This is a genomic window from uncultured Salinicola sp. (assembly GCF_937921195.1).
In the GTDB taxonomy this organism is placed as follows: Bacteria; Pseudomonadota; Gammaproteobacteria; order Pseudomonadales; family Halomonadaceae; genus Salinicola.
Window position 1 is genome coordinate 33,188 of sequence record NZ_CALFQK010000166.1, and the last position, 20,786, is coordinate 53,973.

Below are 20,786 nucleotides of genomic sequence, written 5' to 3' on the forward strand. Positions count from 1 at the left end.
GAACCCGCGGCCGTTGTTTGCCGGCGAGCATTTCTTCAATGGAATCGGCTACAGGAAAGCCATGATGCCGAACATTGTCACGACGAAGCCGCCAAACAGCAAAAGCCCCGCCAGCGACAACAGGATCAGCAAATAGCCTAGTATCAAGCCGGCCAGGGCCCAGCTATCGCCGGATTCCTGCTTGTGGCGAATCTGGCGTCGAGCCAGGTGGCCGCAGACGACGCCGCCCAGCGCCGCGGGTGGCACGAAGGTGCCCAGCACGCTCAGAGCGAACGCTGCCAGCGCCATGGTATTGGTGGGGGCTGGTGGTGGTGTCGGCTGGCCGGGAGGAGAGGAAGCGGGTGTCATCTTGCTGTGCATCTCGCGAGCTGGAACTGTCGGTAGAGTATCGCACGCTTGCCCGCGGCTCTCGAAGTTTTCAACATGAGCGACGGGCGCCGGTAGTGGCATGATCAATGGGAGGAAGGGAATGGCATTGCGGGTCGAGAATATCGGCAGCCTGGCTGCCGTCGGTGCGTCGCTCTGGAATGCCGTGGTCGGCACGCGCTATCCGTTTCTTCGCCATGAGTTTCTGGCGGCGCTGGAGGCCTGTGGGTGCGCCGACACCGATACCGGCTGGGAGCCGGATCACCTGATGGTTTTCGAGGGGGAGCGAGCGGTGGCGGCGCTTCCGCGCTACGCCAAATATCACTCGCGCGGGGAGTATGTGTTCGACTGGTCCTGGGCGGATGCCTGGGAGCGCGCGGGCGGCGACTACTACCCCAAGTCGCTGTCGGCGATTCCGTTCACCCCCGCGACCGGGCCGCGACTGGCCGTGGTCGAGGATGCCGACCGGCGCACCGTCATCGCCGCGCTGGCGCCGCACATTCGCGATACCGGCCTGCAGAGCTGGCACCTGCTGTTCGCCGATGGCGACGAGGTGGATGATTGGCAGGCCGCGCTCGGCTCACCCCTGCTGGAGCGCCAGGCGGTGCAGTTCGCCTGGCGGGATGACGGCTTTGGCGACTTCGACGGCTTTCTGGCGCGAATGAGCTCGCGCAAGCGCAAGGAGATACGGCGAGAACGGCGCAAGTTGTCCGATCAGGGGTTCGTGTTCGAGCGTCTGACGGGGAACCGGATCGATGACGAGGCGCTGGAGCAGTTCTATCGCTGCTACTGCATGACCTATCTCGAGCGGGGGCAGCGCCCCTATCTGACGCTCGAGTTCTTCACCCGGCTGCGTGATGGCATGGCCGACTGCCTGATGCTGGTGCGTGCCAGCGTGGCGGGGCGGGCGGTGGCCGCCGCGCTCTGTCTCCAGGGAGACGACACCCTCTATGGACGATACTGGGGCAGCGAGGTGGAGGCGGACTTCCTGCACTTCGAGACCTGCTACTACCAGGGGATCGAACACTGTCTCGAGCGCGGCCTGGCAAGGTTCGACCCGGGAACGCAAGGGGAGCACAAGCTGACCCGGGGATTCGCGCCGGTCATCAGCCGATCGCTGCATTATCTCGAGCATGAGGGGTTTCGCGAAGCGGTCGCCGATTTCTGTCGCGAGGAGCGGGCCTACGTCCACGCCTATTTCGAGCAGAGCCGGCGGCGTCTCCCTTTCAAGGATCCGCCGGCATAGGTCGGGGGTCGTGCCGGCTGCGCCCTGTCGCGTCGTCGGATAGTGATACTCTGCTTGCGGACTTCTGACCCAATTGGGCGGCGTGCCCGTCGCGACGAGGATACAAGGTAGATGGACTTTCTCAATGAGGCGGCCGTTCTGCTGGGGGCGGCCATCATCGCGGTGCCCCTGTTCCAGCGCCTGGGACTGGGGTCGATTCTGGGCTATCTCTGCATCGGGTTGCTGGCCGGCCCCTCGGTGAGCGGCTTCGTATCCGAGCCGGAGTCCGTGCTGCATTTCTCCGAGTTCGGCGTGGTGATGCTGCTGTTCATCATCGGCCTGGAGCTGGAACCCAGGCGATTATGGTCGATGCGCAAGCGCTTGCTGGGCTTGGGATCGCTGCAGATGGCCGGCTGCGCCGCCCTGTTGATGCCGATCGGACTGCTGCTCGATCTCCCGCCGAGCATCGCCATCTTCCTTGGCCTGACGCTGGCGCTGTCGTCGACCGCCTTCGCCCTGCAGGTGCTCAACGAGCGCCGCCAACTGGCCACGCCGCATGGCCAGAGCGCCTTCGCCATGCTGCTGTTCCAGGACCTGGCAGTGATACCTCTGCTGGCGCTGCTGCCGTTCCTGGCCGGCCGCGCGGACGCGGCGCCGGACGACGGCTGGGTCATAGCGCGGAGTGTCGGCGTGGTGATCGCCGCCATCGCTTTCGGGCGTCTGGTCTTTCCCCGCGTGCTGGCGCTGATCGCGCGGAGCGACGTGCATGAAATCTTCACCGCCGCGGCGCTGTTTCTGGTGCTGGCCATGGCGCTGGCCATGCAGTGGGCGGGGCTGTCGATGGCGTTGGGGGCCTTCCTGGGCGGCGTCATGCTGGCCGACACTCCCTACCGGCATGAGCTCGAAGCCAATATCGAGCCGTTCAAGGGGCTGCTGCTGGGGCTTTTCTTCATCGCCGTCGGCATGTCGGTCGATCTGGCGCTGGTGCTGGGCAACATCTGGCTGGTCATGGGACTCGCCATCGCCATGACGCTGGCCAAGACCGTGGTGCTGGCGGTCATCGGCTGGCTGACCCGATTGCCTCGCACGGAAATTCCCAGGCTGGCGACGATCATCTCCCAGGGCGGGGAGTTCGACTTCGTGCTGCTGACCGCCGCCGTGGCCGCCGGTGTCATCGACCAGCGCATCGCCAGCCTCTGCATCGCCGCGGTTACCCTCAGCATGGCCGCCACGCCGTTCCTGTATCAGCTGGGCGAAAAGCTCGGCAACCGGCTCAAGGAGAGCCGCCCTTACGACACGGACTTCGGCGACGACACGCCGCCGGTGATCATTGCCGGACTCGGACGCTTCGGGCAGATGGTGGGGCGCATGCTGAAGATGCAGGGCATCAACTTCACCGCACTGGATCCCAACATCACCCAGGTCGAATTCATTCGCCGCTTCGGCTCCCGCATCTTCTACGCCGATGCCACGCGTCTCGACCTGCTGCGTGCGGCGGGCATCGACAAGGCCCGCCTGCTGGTCATCGCCGTCGACAGCGAGAGCGCCGCGCTGACCATCGCCCGGCTGGCCAAGACCCATTTTCCGAATCTTTCCGTCTATGCCCGTGCGCGCAACCGCCATCATGCCTGGCAACTGATGGAGATCGGCGTCGACGGTGTGGTGCGGGAGACGTTCGCCTCGAGCATGGAGATGAGCGTCGAGGTGCTCAAGGGGCTGGGCTATCCCAGTTCGAACGCCATCAATGCGGTGCGGACTTTCCGCGACTTCGACAACCAGCTGCTCAAGGACACCTACGCCCACCGCAATGACAACGAGCGCTTGATGGCGACCGAGAAGGCGGCCATGGCAGAGCTGAAGTCTCTGTTTCAGCAGGAGCTCAACCGTGGGCGCGGCAAGGAGAGCGCGCGGGACGAGGGCGCGGCCGCCAACGACAGCGACGACGCAAACGAGGAGATAGGTGATGACGCAGACGCTGAGACGGCGGCTCGCAGCCCTGGAAACGCCCGTTGATGTCGGTGCCATCACGCCGCTTTCCGGTGGCGACAGCGGTGCAGGGCTATGGCGGGTCGATGGTACGACGCCCTGTATCGTCAAACAGGATTCGCCACAGCGTGTCGCCGGCGAGGCCGACGGTCTCAGGGCGCTGGGCGACGCCTGTCGCGATCTCATCGTGCCCGCCGTGCTGGCAGAGGACGGTGACCTGCTGGTCATGCAGGCGCTGGACGGCAGCGGCCCACGCGATGGTGCCGCGCTCGGCGAGGGGCTGCGACAGCTGCATCGGGATTCGCGGGAGGCGGGGGCCGATCATGGCTGGCCGCGGGACAACGCTTGCGGGTCGACGCCCCAGCCCAATGCGTCGCTACGGGATGGCCGGGTCTTCCAGCGCGAACGCCGGCTGCTGCCGTTGACGAGGCTGTGTCGCGAACAGGGCTTGCTCGACGCCGCGCTGGCAGAGCGCATCGAGCGTGTCGCCGACTCCCTGGAGCGCTGGCTGCCCGCTACCCCGCCATCGCTGGTGCATGGCGACCTCTGGTCCGGCAACGTGATGTTCACGCCACAGGGGCCGGCCATCATCGACCCCGCCGTCTACCGGCACTACCCGGAAGTGGATTTGGCCATGCTTACGCTCTTCGGCGGGCCGGGCGATGCCTTCTTCGAAGCCTACTGGAACGGCGCACGACCCCCGGACTGGGAGCGGCGGGAAGCGCTGTTCCAGCTCTACCCGCTGCTCAACCATCTCTATCTGTTCGGCGGGACCTATCGCCACGGCGTGGCGCGAGCGGTGGATCGCATTCTGGCCGGCTGATGGCACTCGCCGATCAGGTGCGTGCAGGTGCGCGAATGTCGGAAGGGGCAATGGCCTCGCCGATGACGTGATGACCTCGGGTATTGAGCGTCACCGCGTAGAGCGACGTGGTCGCGCAGACGTAGAGCCGATTGCGGCTGATGCCGCCGAAGCAGACGTTGGCCACGGTCTCCGGAATCAGGATGCGACCGAGACGCGTGCCATCCGGAGCGTAGCAGTGGACACCGTCGCCGGCGCTGGTCCAGAGGTTGCCCGCGATATCCAGGCGGAAACCGTCGAAGAGACCGCAGTCCGACGTCGCGAACACGTCGCCGCCGCTCAGGCGATGATCCTGTCCGACACGAAATCGCCGGATATGTTGTGGTCCGTCGGCTCGGTGCGTCGCACCGGTATCGGACACGTAGAGCCAGGATTCGTCGGGGGAGAAGGCGAGGCCGTTGGGTTTTCGACATCGTCGACCACACGGCGCAGTTCGCCGTCGGGGGTGAGGCAGTAGACGTGGCAGTCGAGCTCGGAGCGGCGCTTGCCGCCCTCGTAATCGCTGTCGATGCCGTAGCTGGGGTCGGTGAACCAGATCGAACCGTCGGACTTGACGGCGACGTCGTTGGGCGAGTTGAGCCGGAGCCCCTCGAAGGCATCCGCCAAGGTGGTGATACGCCCGTTGTGCTCGGTGCGAGTGACGCTGCGGCTGCCGTGTTCGCAGGTGACGAGGCGGCCTTCCCGATCCAGCGTCTGGCCGTTGCTGAAGGCAGCGGGTTGACGAAAGACGGAGACATGGCCGTCGTTTTCGTCGTAACGCAGGATACGATCGTTGGGAATGTCCGACCAGACTAGGTAGCGCCCGGCGGCGAAATAGGCCGGTCCTTCGCACCAGCGGCCGGCTTGCCAGAGTCGATCGAGCTGGGCGTTGGGCAAGACCAGCGAGGAGAAGCGGTCGTCCTCGGCCACGAGCCAGTCTGGGTGGGGCATGATGAAATCCTTCGGCGCAAAGACCGCCCAGTGTCGAGCGTCGGGACGGCAGTGTCTTTGCGACGAAAGTCGTGTTCCGGCGCCGAAGACGGGCGGACGGATCGGGGGCCGCCCGGGCGCGCGGCTTGCTTCAGGAGGGAGGCTGGCTCGGCGAGGAGCAGTGGGGCGTGCACGGCGCGATGCGCTCGAAAAAGGTGTCGATCATGCGCGGGCCGATGTCGCCGATATCGTAGCGTGTCGGATCGCGCAGCCAGTCGTGCATCAGGCCGCCGAACATCGACATCAGCATACGACAGGCGATTTCCGGCTCGATGCTCGCTATCATCGTGCCGGTGCGATTCGCTTCCTCGAAGCGCTCCAGCATGGTGTCGTAGCAGTCGTCGGCGAGCCGCTGGTGCAACTCGAGAATGTCGACGTCGCTGGATGCCTCGCAGCAGTGAAACAGGATGGTGTGCACCCGCCGGGAACGCGGACTCTGCAGCCGCTCCAGCGCATGCATGGCGGCCAACTGGAGACTCTCCAGCGGTGCACGCGGACGCTCGGGGTCCTCGACATCATCCAGTAACTGGCGAAGCGGCATCTTGACGCGATCCAGCATGGCGTGGAACAGGTCGGACTTGTTCTTGAAATGCCAGTAGACGGCCCCGCGGGTCATGCCCGCCTGGCGAGCGATCTGCTCGAGAGAGGTTCTCGACACGCCGCGTTCGAGAAAGATGACTTCGGCGGCGTCGAGCAGGGCCTCTCGTGTGGCTTCGGCCTCAGCCTTGGTGCGTTTGGGCATGGTGATGTCGTCGCAAGCGTGAGTGAGTCAGGGCGAATGGCTTTTCTTATGTGCTGATTAAAGTCGTCAGCGTGCAGCATAGCGAATTATCAGCAAGTTTACATTCATGTATGTATGCCTGTAAGCTCGCTACATTCTTCAGGCACCCCTTTTCCAGGACGGAGACTCATGCGCCCTAATTTCATGAATGGCACCCTCGGTTTCGGTGGGGCGTTGTTGCTGTCGTTGGCATTGGCCGCCTGTGGCGGAGACGATAAGCAAAGCGCTCAGCAAGGTGGGGGGCAACCGCAGAAACCGCCCGCCAAGGCGGAAGTGATGGAGGTCGAGGCCCATGATGTCTCGCTCTCCAAGGAGTATCCCGCCCAGATTCGCAGTAATCGCGAAGTCACGGTGATGGGCCGCGTGGAGGGGATTCTCGAAGCCCGCCACTATCGCGAGGGAAGCATGGTCGAGAAGGGCGACAAGCTCTTCACCATCGAGCAGGCACCCTACGAAGCGACGGTCGCGCAGAACCAGGCCGACGTGCAGAGCGCGCAGGCGGAGGTGTATCGCGCCCAGCGCGACGCCGAGCGCTACCAGCGGCTCTACAATCAGAACTCCGTCAGTCAGCAGCAGCGCGATCAGGCCCAGGCGGATCTGCGCACCGCGCAAGCCGCCGAGGCCCAGGCCAAGGCGGCGCTGGACAGCGCCAAGATCGACCTCAGCTACACGGAGGTCAACGCGCCGGTCAGCGGCATGATCAGTCTCAGCCAGATCAACGTCGGCAACCTGGTGCAGCCGCCTCAGGAACTGGCGACCATCACGCCGCTGAACCCGATCGAAGTGCGCTTTTCATTGCCCGCCGATGACGCTTTCTCGCTCCGCCAGCAGCGCCAGCAGGGCGATGCCGAACGAGCCGACGTAGCCGTTCTGACCGCGCCGGGCACCGAAAGTGCCAGTCGCGAGGCGCTCCAGTTGCAGGGCAAGCTCGACTTTCTCGGATCGAGGGTCGACGAATCCACCAGCACGGTCCAGGCCGAAGCCGTATTCCAGAACGACGACCAGCTCTTCCTGCCGGGGCAGTTCGTGCGGGTCAAGCTGCCCAACGTGATGCGCTACGACGTCTATGCCGTACCGGCCATCGCCGTCACCGAGGGACTCAAGGGACCCCAGGTCTTCGTCGTCAACGGCGAGGGCAAGGCCGAGACCCGTTTCGTGTCGCTGGGTGAGATCGCGGGAGACTGGCAGATCATCACCGAGGGGTTGAACCCGGGCGACCGTGTCGTTGTGTCGGGCATCGGTAGCGTCTCCGCCGGCGACCAGATCGACGCGCAGCCATTCAATGGCAAGGTGCCGCAACCGCAGAACAACGCCGGCGAAAATCCCTCCCAGGAGGCCGACGCCCAGGGTGGTGAGGGTGTCGAGGGCGCCCATCGCGATGCGCAAGAGGCGAAAGACGGACAGAACGGGGCCAATTGATGAACTTTTCCAGCGTTTTCATCAGACGCCCGATCTTCGCTACCGTCCTCTCGGTCATCATCACGCTGATCGGGTTGATGGCAATGCGGACGCTGCCCATCGAGCAGTATCCGCCCGTCGTGCCGCCGACGATCAGCGTCTCCGCGACCTATCCCGGCGCCAGCGCTCAGACGGTCTCCGACACGGTCGCCTCGGTGATCGCCCAGGAGATCAACGGCACCGAGGACATGATCTATCTGACCTCGAGCAGTTCGGATAGCGGTCAGATGTCCATGAGCGTCTATTTCAACATCGGCACCGATCCACAGACGGCGACGATCAACGTCAACAACCGGGTCCAGCGGGCGCTGTCGCAGCTGCCCAGCGAAGTGCAGTCCCAGGGGGTCACGGTCGAGCAGCGGTCGTCGAGCATCCTGCTGTTCGTCGGTATCACCTCGGACTCCGACGCCTACGACTCCCTGTATCTGACCAACTACGCCAACATCAACGTGACCGATGAGCTCTCACGCCTTCCTGGCGTGGGGCAGGCCGAAGTGCTGGGTAGCCAGGAGTTCGCGATGCGCGTCTGGCTCAACCCGGACAAGCTGGCCCAGTACGATCTGACGCCCGCCGAGGTCTCGTCCGCGATCCAGGCGCAGAACGCGGTCGTTGCCGGCGGCAAGCTCGGTGCCGAGCCGCAGAGCGATCCCACGCCCTACACCTATACCATTACCACCCAGGGACGTTACGAGAGCGTCGACCAGTTTCGCGAGATCGTGCTGCGAACCAACCCGGACGGTTCGTCGCTGCGCCTGAGCGACGTGGCCCGTATCGAACTGGGGAAGAACAGCTACGGCATTCAGGCCTACGTCAACAACAAGCCGATTGCGCCGATCGCCATCTACCTGCAGCCGGGCGCCAACGCGCTGGACGTGGCCAACGAAGTGAAGCAGTCGATGGCGGACCTAAAGACGCGTTTCCCGCCGGGACTGGACTTCGACATACCCTACGACACCACGCTGTTCATCGATGCCTCCGTGCAGTCGGTGGAGCACACCTTCATCGAGGCCCTGCTGCTGGTGGCGGTGATCGTGTTCCTGTTCCTGCAGAGCTGGCGTTCCACCCTGGTGGCGATGTCGGTGGTGCCGATTTCGGTGGTGGGAACCTTTGCCGGGATGTACCTGCTCGATTTCTCGATCAACCTGCTGTCGCTGTTCGGCATGATACTGGCGATCGGGATCGTGGTGGATGACGCCATCGTGGTCATCGAGAACGTCGAACGCATCATGGAAGAGGACGAGGAAGCGACACCGTTCAGCGCCGCGCTCGAGGCAATGAAGGAGGTGTCGGGCGCGGTCATCGCCACCGCCTTCATCATGGCCGCGGTGTTCGTGCCGGTCGGTTTCATGAGCGGCCTGACCGGGCAGATGTACCAGCAGTTCGCGATCACCATCGCGATCTCGGTGGCGATCTCGGCCATCGTGGCGCTGTCGTTCACGCCGGCCATGAGCGCGATCTTCCTGAAGCACCAGGATCGTCTCAAGCAGTCCGGCTTCGTGCGCGTCATCCGCAAGCCGTTCGACTGGTTCAACAAGGTCTTCGACAAGATCACCGACTTCTTCATGGCGATCACCAACTTCATCATCCACCAGCTGTGGTTGGTGATCGTCGGTCTGGCTGCCGCGGGCATCATCTCCTGGATGATCTTCGCCCAGTTGCCGGCGGCGCTGCTGCCTTCCGAGGATCAGGGCGTGGCCCTGGCTGCCGTCAACCTGCCCGCGGGTTCCTCGGTGGCGCGAACCGATGCCTACGTGCAGGAACTCAGCCAGCGTCTGCGCGACGAGGTGCCCGGGATCAACTTCGTCACCGGCATACCCGGCTTCGATATCCTGTCGAGTTCGCCCAATACCGCCAAGGGTACGGTCTTCGTCACCATGAAGCCGTGGGAAGATCGCGATATCACCGTCGACCAGTTGACCCAGAAGATCATGCAGATCGGCGCCCAGATCCAGGGTGGCCAGACCGTGGCGTTCAACCTGCCCCCGATCCAGGGATTGTCGCCGACCGGCGGCTTCACCGGCTATCTGCAGTCCTACGGCGGTGATACGTCGCAGCAGCTGGCGGAGGCCGCGGGTAAAGTCATGCAAGCGGCGGCCAAGCGCCCGGAGCTGGCGGGGGTGTTCACGTCACTCGATGTCAACGTGCCCTCCTACCGGGCCGACGTCGATACGGAGAAGGCGCGCAGCCTGGGCGTCGATATCGCCGATCTGAATACCACCATGGCGAGCACCTTCGGCAGTTCGTTCGTCAACTACTTCACCAACTCTGGCCGTAACTTCCAGGTGTACCTGCAGTCGGAAGACGACTTCCGCCGCAATCCGAGTGACCTGAGCAAGGTCTACGTGCGTGGCGGTGATGGACAGCGTATACCGCTTTCCGAGCTGGTCACGCTCACGCGTGACAAGGCGCCCACGGTACTGCAGCGTTACAACACCTACTCCGCCGCTCAGTTCTCGGGCGGTCCGGCGCCGGGCTACAGCTCCGGGCAGGCGGTGCAGGCGATGCAGGAAGTCGTCACCAATACGTTGGGCTCCAATTACGGTATGGGCTGGAGTGGCGAGGCCTATCAGCAGGTCAACGTCGGCACGGCGGCGACCTTGGCGCTCTCCTTCGGCGTGATCATGATGTTCCTGATCCTGGCGGCGCAGTACGAGAGCTGGACCTTGCCGCTGGCCGTCGTCTCCGCCGTTCCGTTTGCGTTCATCGGCGCGATCCTGGCCGTCTACCTGGCCGGATTGAGCACGAGTGTCTATCTGCAGGTAGGTCTGCTGGTGGTGGTCGGCCTGGCCGCCAAGAACGCCATCCTGATCGTCGAATTCGCCGAGCAGCAGCGCAAGCATGCCGGGTTGTCGGTGGTCGACGCGGCCAAGGTGGCGGCTCGCCAGCGGTTCCGTCCCATCGTGATGACCTCGCTGGCTTTCATCGGCGGTACCTTGCCGCTGGCCCTGGCATCCGGTGCCAGCGCGGCCAGTCGTAACCAGATCGGAACGCCGGTGGTGGGTGGCATGATCTCCATCACCCTGTTGGCGACGGTCTTCGTGCCGGCGACCTACGTGCTGATCATGAAGGTCACCCACTGGTTGCAGTCGAAAGTCGGCAGTGGCAAGCGGCGCAACGATGGCCAGCCGACGCCGGACGAAAGTCACTAGCAGGTAGTGTCGATGCAGCCGAGAAATCGGCCTTATAGAGGCAACCTCCCACGGGGGTTGCCTTTTTTAATGGCCGCCGTTTCGACGGCCCGGGCGGCGAGTCAAACAGGCTTTGACGCTACCCGACCGGTGGCATATATGTAAGTGGGGTGGGCGACGCCACCGAGCGACGCTCCCGACCCGATCACGCCCGCGAATCATATCCGGCGTTTCGTCACCAGCGACCGACCGTCGGTCCTCTTCATTAACGTCGGTTATGGCTGCGGCAGGCTGTCGAGGCGCAGGATGATGTGTCGACGCTGGTTAATCTTGACTGGTGGACCCAATGTTCAGGGAGGCTGAACATGACGCAGGCCGCAGTTCGTGGGAGGCAGAGTCAGACGGCTGCAAGGTATGGGGAGGATCCCCGCTGGTCCACGCCGCCATCCGGTCGATCCTCGTCCAAGGCCCTGGCCGGGGCGCTGTCTCGTCCGCTTCCCGCTCCACCGATTCGCCATCGACGCGTACTGTTCGTCACCACCGAGATCGCCGACTTCATCAAGGCCGGTGGTCTGGGCGACGTTTCCGCGGCACTGCCCCGGGCGCTGAAACCCAATTATGACGTGCGGGTCCTGATGCCCGGCTATCGGCAGTTGCTGACTTCCGGTCGCCCCATCGTTCACGTGGCCAATCTTCCCGCCTCGCACGATCTGCCAGCCTGCGAAATCGGACGCCTCCTCTGCGAAGACGGGCTGATCGTCTACGTCGTGCTCTGTCCCGAGCTCTACGACCGGGACGGCAACGCCTACGGAGACGAACTGGGCGTGGGCTGGCCGGACAACGATATCCGCTTTGCGCGACTGGCGATGGCGGCGGCCGAGATCGTCAACGACGCGACGTTGCTCGACTGGCAGGTGGAGCTGCTCCATCTCAACGACTGGGCGACGGGATTGGCGGCGGGCTACGTGCGCTGGCTCGGCAAGCGCTACGTTCCCTCCGTCTACACCATTCACAATCTTGCCTATCAGGGCGTGTTTCCGATCGAGCGAATGCCCGCACTGGGAGTCCCGGCGTCCGCCTTTCACATCGATGGCGTCGAGTTTCATGGCCAACTCTCGTTCATGAAAGCGGGTCTCTCCTACGCCTCCCACGTCACCACGGTCAGCAGCAACTACGCCCAGGAGATCACCACGCCCGCCCTGGGATGCGGATTGGAGGGGCTGCTCAAGAAACGGGCACTGGAGGGCCGGCTCAGCGGCCTGCTCAACGGCATCGACGATCGCTGGGATCCTCGCACCGATCCCCATCTGGCGCCGAATTTCGGCATCAACGACTGGCACGGCAAGCGCGCCAACATTCAGCGCGTGCGGCGCATGTTCGGACTGGGGCCGAGCAGCGGCCCGCTGTTCGCCGTCGTCTCGCGACTGGTGGCACAGAAGGGGCTGGACCTCACCATCCAGGTCGCGGACTCGATCGTGCGGGCCGGCGGGCAGCTGGTGGTGATCGGCCGCGGCGAGTACGCCATCGAGCAGGCGCTGGTGGAGATGGCGGCGCTCTACCCGGGCCAGGTGGGCGTCAACATCGGGTTCGACGAGGGCGAGGCGCGTCAGATCTACGCGGGCAGCGATTTCCTGCTGATGCCGTCTCGTTTCGAGCCCTGTGGCTTGAGCCAGCTCTACGCCCAACGCTTCGGTTCGCTGCCGATCGCGCATCGAACCGGGGGGCTGGCGGATACGATCCAGGACGGGATCAATGGCCTGCTATTCGACGACATGAGCCTGGACAGCTATCGCGCCACGGTACTGCGCGCCTTCGATCTTTTCCGGGCGACCGACCTGTTCTATGCCATGCGACGCGCGGCGATGGCGGGGCGACTGCACTGGCGGCAGGCCGTGATCCCCTACCGGCGGCTCTATGCCGATCTGCTGACCGAGACGGTTGCGCATCTCGACCAGGGAGTGACGAGACGATGAAGCGCCCTGCGGAAGCCGCGGGCCCGGTCGCGGGGCTGGACTCGCCGTCACGAACGGGGCACGGGGTGTCAGCCGCCCGAGTGAACGATCTCGGCGCGTTGCCAAGTATTGGAGAGCCCGGTGGCGGGGGGGAAGAGGAAAGCTGGTCCTGGGACGACGGTGACTGGATGGGGGCGAGAGCCGGTCGCCATGGCGGCGACATGCCGCTGTCGCTCTATCGGCTCTGCGCGGCCGACTGGTACGTCTCCCGTTTTCCGCTGCCGATGAACTGGAATCGTCTTGCGCAGGAGTTGGTGCCCTACGTCGCCGATCTGGGATTTACCCATATCGTCGTCGATGACGGGCTGGTCGCAGCGCCCTATGCGGTGGTTTGCCAGTTCGTCGAGACCTGTCATGTTGCAGGCGTGGGCGTCGTGGTCCAGTGGCCGGCGTCGTCCCTGTCGATGCCAGAATCCGAATTCCTCGCGTGGTGTCAGCGCTGTCATCTCGACGGTGTCGACGAGGGCGGGCGCGAAGCCGGTGGCGGCTGCCGGTTGTTCCGAGGCGAGACCGTCGGCGCGACGCTGACGTTGCATCGTCGACCGCAATGGCAGGTCGCCAGCGCCGACTATCTGGCCCTGAGTCCCGCCGGTCGCTCCCGACGACACCGCGACTGGATCGAGGCGTTGACCCCGAGTGAGTGCTCCCGGGGGCTGCTGGAGCAGGTGCCGGACGAGCGGTCGGCGCTGGGAGAGTGGCGACAAAGGGTTCATGGCGACGAGTGGCAGCGTTTCGCGGCCTTCAGGGCATGTCTGGCGCTGATGTGGGCGCTGCCCGGCGACAAGCAGGTGGCGATGGGCGTCGAGCTGGGCCAGGTGCTGGCCGGCCCCTGGGAGTCGCCGCTGCATTGGCCGCTGTTGTTCGAGAGCCGGCACGCCGGAATGCTGCGCCTCGTGGCCGATCTCAACCGGCTGTACGTCAACGAGCCGGCGATGCAGATTCGTACCGATGATTCACTCGGGTTCGAATGGCTGGTCGACGACGACAGCGACAACGGCGTCATCGTGTTTGCCCGCCATACCGAGAGCGGGCACGCCAGCATGATCTGCCTCTGCAACTTCCAGGCGTGCGTGCACTACCGTTATCGCTTTGGCGTTACCGGGGCGGGGCGGTGGCGGGAGATATTCAACAGCGACAGCGTCTTCTACGGCGGCAGCAACGTGGGCAATGGCCATGGCGCGACGACCGAAGCGATCCCCAGCCACGGTCACGCCCAGTCGCTTGCGGTGACGGTACCGCCCATGGCCGCGCTGTATCTGCGCCACGAGACCTGGTTCGAGGAGATGCCATGAGCCCGTCCGCCGGAGCCGATGGGTCGTGTGGCGGGGCGCGAACGCCCTGGGCGCCGTTCTACGGGGCGACGCCGCTGGCCGACGGTCGTACGCGCTTTCGGCTGTGGGCGCCCAGTGCCCGGCGCGTGGTGCTGGAGTGCGAGGGGCTGGAACCGCGGCCGATGGAACCGATTGCCGAAGGCGGATTCGAACTCGAACTCGAGTGTCCCCCGCAAGCGGCCTACCGCTATCGCGTCTTCGTCGGGGATGACCAGGAGGGGATGCCGGTGCCCGATCCCGCCTCGAGAGCGCTGCGCGGTGGCGTCGAGGGGGCATCGCTGCTGGTCGACCCCCGCCGCCACGCCTGGCGCCACGACGACTGGACGGGCCGGCCATGGGAAGAGACGGTGATCTACGAGGTCCACCTGGGCGCCTGCGGCGGCATCGAGGGCCTGCGCCAACGACTGCCGGCGCTGGCCGAACTGGGGATCACCGCCATCGAGCTGATGCCGGTCGCCGAATGCCCCGGTCAGCGCAATTGGGGCTACGATGGCGTCCAGCCCTATGCTGTCGCTTCCTATTACGGCTCGCCGGAAGCGCTGAAAGCGCTGGTGGACGAGGTTCACGGGCATGGGCTGATGATCTTTCTCGATGTGGTCTACAACCACTTCGGGCCGGACGGCAATTTCCTGCCTCACTACGCCAAGCCGTTCTTTCGCGACGACCTGCAGACGCCCTGGGGCGGCGCCATCGACTTTCGCCGTCCTCAGGTGCGGCGTTTCTTCATCGACAACGCGCTGATGTGGTTGCTCGAGTACCGCTTCGACGGGCTCCGGTTCGACGCCGTTCACGCCATTGGCGAGCGGGATTTCCTGGTCGAGTTGGGGCGCACCCTGCGCGAGCGGGTCGGTCCGGCTCGCCATTGCCATCTGATCCTGGAGAACGAGAACAATCAGGCCAGCCTGCTGGCGCCGGGTCTGTTCGATGCGCAGTGGGCCGACGACTGGCACAACGTGATGCATGTGCTGCTGACCGGCGAACACGAAGGCTACTACGCCGATTTCGTCGAGAACGCCACGGAGAAGTTGTCGACGGCGATGGCCGAGGGGTTCATCTATCAGGGCCAGTCCACGCGCAAGGGCGAGGCTCGGGGAGAGCCCAGCAGGCACCTGCCGCCCACGACGTTCATCGATTTCCTGCAGAACCACGATCAGGTCGGCAATCGGGCGCTGGGGGATCGGCTGCCTCTGCTGACCCAGCCCGAGGCGCTCGACGCGGCGACGCTGCTGTTGCTGCTGTCGCCTGCCATTCCGCTGTTGTTCATGGGTGAAGAGTGGGGGTCGACGAGGCCGTTTCTGTTTTTCACCGATCATCGCGACGCGCTGGCGGACGCGGTTCGGGAAGGACGTCGCCGGGAATTTGCCGAGTTCAGCGCCTTCGAGGACCCGGCGCAGCGCGAGCGGATTCCCGATCCCAACGCGCGCGAGACTTTCGAGGCCTCCTGCCTCGACGACGCCGAGGCCGACGCGCCCGAACATCGCCGCTGTCGCGAAAGGTATCGGCAGTGGTTGGCGTTGCGCCATCGCCACGTCGTTCCCCGGCTGGGTTCCTGCCACGCGATCGAGACTCGCACACTCGGCGACAAGGCGGTCCAGGGCCGGTGGCGGCTGGGCGACGACCGGACCATGACCATCGCCATCAACCTTTCCGCGCAAGCGGTGGCGCTGGGCCGCGCCGAGGCACCCCTGGCCTGTTCCCGGGAAGCGTGCGTCGATCTCGTCGGTCGCGGTCAGTTGCCCGCACTGTCGAGTGCCGTCTGGTTGCAGCCGGTGGAGCATGGCACCGCGGAGACGACGACATGAGCGCCGCCCCGACACCCGGCTCCGAATCCGGTGACATGTTGCACCAACTGGCGGCAGCGGTCGGCTTGCTGCTGGAGTGGGTCGGCAGCAACGACCAACGCCAGACGTTGCCCGCGGATCGCCAACGGGCAATGCTGACCCGGCTGGGCTGGCCGGCCGGTGACGACGAGGAGGTAGCCGCCAGCCTGGCCCGCTGGCGATCGCGCCAGCGACCTGGTTCGTTCGGGCGACTCCCGCCGATGCTGCTGGCCGATCAGGGGCAGTCGGCCCCGGTTCCTGTCGCCGAGGCTGGCGGTAGTGCCTTCACCGTCAGGTTCGAGAGCGGGGAGCTGCTGGAGGGCCGCCTCGATGCCGCGGGACATCTGCCGCCGATGGGGGAAACGGGTTACCACAGCGTGAGTTTCCTGACACCAACGGGCGACGAGAGCGTGACCCGGATTTTGGCCGTGGCGCCATCGCGCTGCTTCACGCTGGATGACATCGCCCGCGAGAGACGGGATGCCCGGGCGAGCTATTGGGGGGTGGCGGCACAGCTCTACGGGCTTCGGCGTGACGGCGATGGAGGCATCGGCGACCTGGTGGCTCTCGACGACCTCTGCGACACGGTGGCTCGCGCTGGCGCCGACGCGGTCGCCATCAGCCCGCTGCACGCGCTGTTTGCCGCGCACCCGGAGCGCTACAGCCCCTACTCCCCGTCGAGCCGGCTCTTCTACAACGTCTGGCATGCCTCGCCCGAATGCCTGTTCGACGACGAGACATTGGCCTGGGCCCGGGCGCCTTTCAGCGAGGCCATGGAGCAGCAGTCGGCACTGGCGCTGATCGACTGGCCGGCCAGCGCTCGCCTCAAGCTGTCGATGCTCGAGCGCCTGTTCCTGCATGTGCAGCGTGACGAGAGTGCGCTGGCGTGGCGCTCCCAACTGGTCGCCTTCCGGCGTGATGGCGGCGACAGCCTGGAACGCCACTGCCGTTTCGAAGTGCTCCAGGCCCAGGCCAAGTGCAGTGACTGGCGTCAGTGGTCCGAGGCATGGCGGGATCCCGGCAGCGATGCGGTCGAGGCGTTCGCCGAGCAGCACCGGGAAGCGATCACCTTCGCCGTCTTCCTGCAGTGGCTGATGGCCGCCGGACTGGATCGCGTGCAGCACAACGCTCGCCGGGCCGGCATGGCGGTGGGGCTGATCGCCGACCTGGCCGTTGGCGTCGATCCCGCCGGCAGTCAGGCCTGGAGCGATCCTCACGAACTGTTTCAAGGTCTCACGGTTGGCTCGCCGCCGGACGCCTTCAATGCCCAAGGGCAGGGCTGGGGCGTGGCGGCCTTCTCGCCGGAGGGCCTGGTCGATTCCGGCTATCGCGGGTTTCTCGCCATGCTGCGGGCCGGTCTTGCCCATGCCGGCGGGCTGCGAATCGACCATATCCTGGGGTTGTCGCGTCTCTGGCTGGTGCCGGAGGGAGAGTCGCCGCAACGGGGTGCCTATCTTCGCTACCCGCTGGACGATCTCCTGCGTCTGGTAGCGCTGGAGTCCTGGCGTCACCGGGCCATCGTCATCGGCGAGGATCTGGGAACCGTCGAGGCCGGTTTTCGAGAGCGACTGGCCGCGAAAGGGATACTGGGCATGAGCGTGATGTGGTTCGAGCGCGAGGGAGGCGCCTTCCTGCCGGCCGACGCATGGCGCGAACACACGCTGGCTACCACCAGCACCCACGATCTGCCCACGGTGGCTGGCTGGTGGCGCGAGAATGATCTGCGCTGGCGAGAGCGGCTGGGGTGGCTCGAGGGGAGCGAATCCCATGCGCACCTCAGCGAGCAGCGGCGCGAGGATCGTCGCCGTCTGGCCCTCGTCTGCGGCCTTGGGGAAGTCGCCGCCGACGATGGTATCGCCGGTGATCGCGTGGATGTCGACGACCTCATCGATGCGGCGCTGGGGCATGTCGCATCGACGCCGACGCCGTTGGCGCTGTTTCCGCTGGAGGACCTGATGGGACTGGAAGAGCAAGCCAATCTGCCGGGCACCGTCGATGAGCATCCCAACTGGCGGCGCCGCCTACCGGTCCCGGCGCCGCAGGCACTCGAGGCAAGAACGGTGCGGCAACGGCTGACGCGGATCGACCGCATCCGCCGGGGGCGCCGATCATGAGACCCATTCGGGCCACCGTCAGGTTGCAGCTGCACGCCGGTTTCACGTTCGACGACGCCAGGCGGCAGGTCGACTACTACGCCGCTCTCGGCGTCAGCCACTTCTATCTGTCGCCCATTCTGGCCTCGAGGAGGGGGTCGACCCACGGCTACGATGGCGTCGACCCGACCCGTATCGATCCGGAGCTGGGCGGCGAAGCCGGCCTTGCGCGCCTGGTCGAGACACTGCACGCCGCGGAAATGGGCATCGTGGCCGACATCGTGCCCAATCATCTGGCGGTGGGCGCCGAGAATCTCTGGTGGCAGGACGTGCTGGCGAAGGGCCGGTCCAGTGACTTTGCCCGCTGCTTCGATATCGACTGGGAGCAGCCCGGCGCCGATGGCAAGATCCTGCTGCCGTTTCTGGGCGATCGCTACGTGCGGGTACTGGAAGACGGCGAACTGGTACTGGCCTGGGACGACGCCCACAGCGCTTTTTTCGTCGCCTATCACGAGCATCGGTTTCCGATCGACCCCGACCAGACCGAGGCGCTGCTGGCGGCCCCGTCATCCGACGCTCGACGGGAAGACGCACTCCCACCGAGGGAGGAACTGGCCGGGGACGACCCGCTGGTCGCGGCGGTGATCGCGGACCATGATGCCAGGAGTCCGGCTGGGCGCTCGCGCCTGCACGCGCTGCTGGAGCGTCAGGCCTATCGGCTCGTCCACTGGCGCACCGCCAACGATGCGCTCAACTGGCGTCGATTCTTCGACATCACCGAGCTGGCGGGGGTGCGGGTCGAGGACGAGAGCGTGTTCGATCTCTCTCACGCTTACCTCCTCTCGCTGGTGGAGCGCGGCTGGATCGACGGGCTGCGTATCGACCATATCGATGGCCTGGCCGATCCGCGCGAATACGCATTGCGACTGCGCGGCCGTCTCGACGCGATCTGCGGGCGGCAGGAGCGGGCGTCCGTCGCGAGCCCGCGGCTGCCGATCTACGTCGAGAAGATCCTGGGCGACGACGAACGCCTCCACACCGACTGGGGCGTGGATGGCACCACCGGCTATGAATTTCTCGATCTGGTCTCGGGCATCCAGCACGACCCGGCAGGGCAAGAGCCGTTGGCTCGGCTGTGGCAGGAGATCAGCGAACGCAGCGCGGATTTCACCGCCGAGGTCGAGGCCGCACGCCAGGAGATGCTGTACGGGCCGCTGACTGCCGAGTTCGAGCGTTGCGTCCTGGCGACGCGGGCCCTGGCCGGTGCCAGCCCCGCCACCCGCGAATTCAGCCTGCCCGCGATCCGGCGCGTGGTGGGCGCACTGGCGATCGGGTATCCGGTCTACCGCAGCTATGCCGATCGACACGGTCGTCCCGAGATGGATGCCGATGCGTTCGCTCGTGCCATGCAGGCCGCGCGATCGCGCCTGTCCGCCGCCGATGCGCCCTGGCTGCCGTTGCTGGATAACTGGTTCGGCGGCGAGGCGCCCGAGGCGTTCGAGGAGCCTGAGCGCGGGCTGCGCTTGAGTGCGATGACGCGCTTTCAACAGCTGACATCGCCACTCGCGGCGAAGTCCGTGGAGGACACCGCCGGCTATCGCTCGGCCGTCCTGCTGTCGCGCAACGACGTCGGTTGCGAGGGCGCCCATTTCGCCTACCCGGTCCAGCGCTTCCACCAGGCTAACCGGCAGCGTCTGGAGACCTTTCCCCAGGCCATGCTGACGACCGCGACACACGATCACAAACGTGGCGAGGACGTCCGGGCGCGTCTGGCGGCCCTGAGCGAACGGGTCGACGTGCTGGCGCCGAAGATGCGTGACTGGGCCCGGGATTCGCGTCTCCACGACAGTCATTCGGCCCCCGGCGGCGGCGATCGACTGATGATGCTCCAGGTGCTGCTGGCGGCGTGGCCACTGGCGTTGACGCCAGGGCCAACGCGGAACGAAGAGTCCGCTTCCCGCGATCGGGAGGCGTTGCGCGAGTACGCCGATCGGCTCGTCGCCTGGCAGCGCAAGGCGATGCGCGAGGCCAAGCTCGCGAGCCACTGGCTGGCGCCCGACGAGACGTACGAACAGGCGGGCGAGGACGCCATACGCCGCGCCTTGACCGGCGATGCGCTGACCCACGAGCTGGCATCGGCCGCGGCGATGCTCGACATGCCCGGAGCGGTCAATGGCCTGGCGCAGGCGGTACTCAGGCTCTGCTCGCCGGGCATCCCGGATCTCTACCAGGGTACCGAGTTCTGGGACCTCTCGCTGGTCGATCCCGACAATCGCCGTCCGGTCGACATGGCGACGCGCCGGGAGGCCCTGGACCACCTCGAAACGCCGGTGGCGGCCTGGCGCCACTGGCGGGACGGTGCCGTCAAGCAGGTCGTGATTCAGCGCTTGTTGAATTTGCGGCGTGACCATCCGCGACTTTTCGATGACGGGGACTACCTGCCTCTGCAGGCGAGTGGGCCGAATGCCGATCGCGTCATTGCCTTTGCACGTAGAGCGCAGGGCGTGACGTTGCTGGTGGTCGTCACCCGGCTCTCTGCGGTGCTGATGGACGATACCTTCGAGGGGCGGCTCCAGTGGTCGGACACGGCACTGCCCCTCGAGGCGTTGGGAGTGAACGGCGTCGGGCAGGGCTGGCTGACGCCGACGCCGGTGGCGGCCGACGGCACGCTACCGCTACATCGACATTTGTCGGATTTTCCCTGCGGGGTTTGGGTGTGGGCACCTTGAACCCGCTATCTTGAGCGTGAAGCACC

At 65.7% G+C, this 20,786-nt stretch carries 12 protein-coding genes and 1 pseudogene; 10 read left to right on the forward strand and 3 right to left on the reverse strand.

Features of this window, described 5'->3' with window-relative positions; translation table 11 throughout:
• Positions 1-48 precede the first annotated feature (48 nt).
• Complete coding sequence (locus Q0602_RS18740) at positions 49-348, reverse strand: DUF4190 domain-containing protein (RefSeq protein ID WP_295037010.1); 300 nt, start codon at positions 346-348, stop codon at positions 49-51.
• Between the two features lie 121 nt (positions 349-469).
• Between Q0602_RS18740 and Q0602_RS18745 the strand changes: the two genes are divergently transcribed.
• The 3 genes from Q0602_RS18745 (at position 470) to Q0602_RS18755 (ending at position 4,400) form a co-directional block, all read left to right on the forward strand.
• On the forward strand, positions 470-1,612 hold the full coding sequence (locus Q0602_RS18745; protein WP_298846590.1) for a GNAT family N-acetyltransferase: 1,143 nt from the start codon (positions 470-472) through the stop codon (positions 1,610-1,612).
• A 111-nt stretch (positions 1,613-1,723) separates the two neighbouring features.
• A complete protein-coding gene (locus Q0602_RS18750) occupies positions 1,724-3,604 on the forward strand; it encodes a monovalent cation:proton antiporter-2 (CPA2) family protein (protein ID WP_298846595.1) in 1,881 nt (626 codons plus the stop codon).
• On the forward strand, positions 3,555-4,400 hold the full coding sequence (locus tag Q0602_RS18755; RefSeq protein ID WP_298846598.1) for a fructosamine kinase family protein: 846 nt from the start codon (positions 3,555-3,557) through the stop codon (positions 4,398-4,400). Before Q0602_RS18750 ends, Q0602_RS18755 begins: the two co-directional genes overlap by 50 nt.
• 13 nt (positions 4,401-4,413) lie before the next feature.
• On the opposite strand, the pseudogene Q0602_RS18765 reads toward Q0602_RS18755, so the two are convergent.
• Positions 4,414-5,369, reverse strand: a pseudogene (locus tag Q0602_RS18765) (SMP-30/gluconolactonase/LRE family protein).
• Between the two features lie 130 nt (positions 5,370-5,499).
• On the reverse strand, positions 5,500-6,150 hold the full coding sequence (locus tag Q0602_RS18770) for a TetR family transcriptional regulator (protein ID WP_298846606.1): 651 nt from the start codon (positions 6,148-6,150) through the stop codon (positions 5,500-5,502).
• Between the two features lie 168 nt (positions 6,151-6,318).
• Here Q0602_RS18770 and Q0602_RS18775 point away from each other — a divergent pair, with 168 nt between their 5' ends.
• The 7 genes from Q0602_RS18775 (at position 6,319) to treY (ending at position 20,760) form a co-directional block, all read left to right on the forward strand.
• Positions 6,319-7,608: an efflux RND transporter periplasmic adaptor subunit gene (locus Q0602_RS18775; protein WP_295037001.1), complete on the forward strand. Its 1,290-nt coding sequence runs from the start codon at positions 6,319-6,321 to the stop codon at positions 7,606-7,608.
• Positions 7,608-10,796, forward strand: a complete 3,189-nt coding sequence (locus tag Q0602_RS18780) for an efflux RND transporter permease subunit (RefSeq protein ID WP_295036999.1) — start codon at positions 7,608-7,610, stop codon at positions 10,794-10,796. The genes Q0602_RS18775 and Q0602_RS18780 overlap by 1 nt, the downstream gene beginning before the upstream one ends.
• A gap of 344 nt (positions 10,797-11,140) precedes the next feature.
• Complete coding sequence (gene glgA / locus Q0602_RS18785) at positions 11,141-12,748, forward strand: glycogen synthase GlgA (protein WP_298846608.1); 1,608 nt, start codon at positions 11,141-11,143, stop codon at positions 12,746-12,748.
• Positions 12,745-14,079, forward strand: coding sequence for an alpha amylase C-terminal domain-containing protein (locus Q0602_RS18790; RefSeq protein ID WP_298846611.1), 1,335 nt, complete (start codon positions 12,745-12,747; stop codon positions 14,077-14,079). Before glgA ends, Q0602_RS18790 begins: the two co-directional genes overlap by 4 nt.
• Positions 14,076-15,920: a malto-oligosyltrehalose trehalohydrolase gene (gene treZ, locus Q0602_RS18795; RefSeq protein ID WP_298846614.1), complete on the forward strand. Its 1,845-nt coding sequence runs from the start codon at positions 14,076-14,078 to the stop codon at positions 15,918-15,920. Before Q0602_RS18790 ends, treZ begins: the two co-directional genes overlap by 4 nt.
• Positions 15,917-18,052, forward strand: a complete 2,136-nt coding sequence (gene malQ, locus Q0602_RS18800) for a 4-alpha-glucanotransferase (RefSeq protein ID WP_298846616.1) — start codon at positions 15,917-15,919, stop codon at positions 18,050-18,052. The genes treZ and malQ overlap by 4 nt, the downstream gene beginning before the upstream one ends.
• On the forward strand, positions 18,049-20,760 hold the full coding sequence (treY, locus tag Q0602_RS18805) for a malto-oligosyltrehalose synthase (RefSeq protein WP_298846618.1): 2,712 nt from the start codon (positions 18,049-18,051) through the stop codon (positions 20,758-20,760). The genes malQ and treY overlap by 4 nt, the downstream gene beginning before the upstream one ends.
• Positions 20,761-20,786 lie beyond the last annotated feature (26 nt).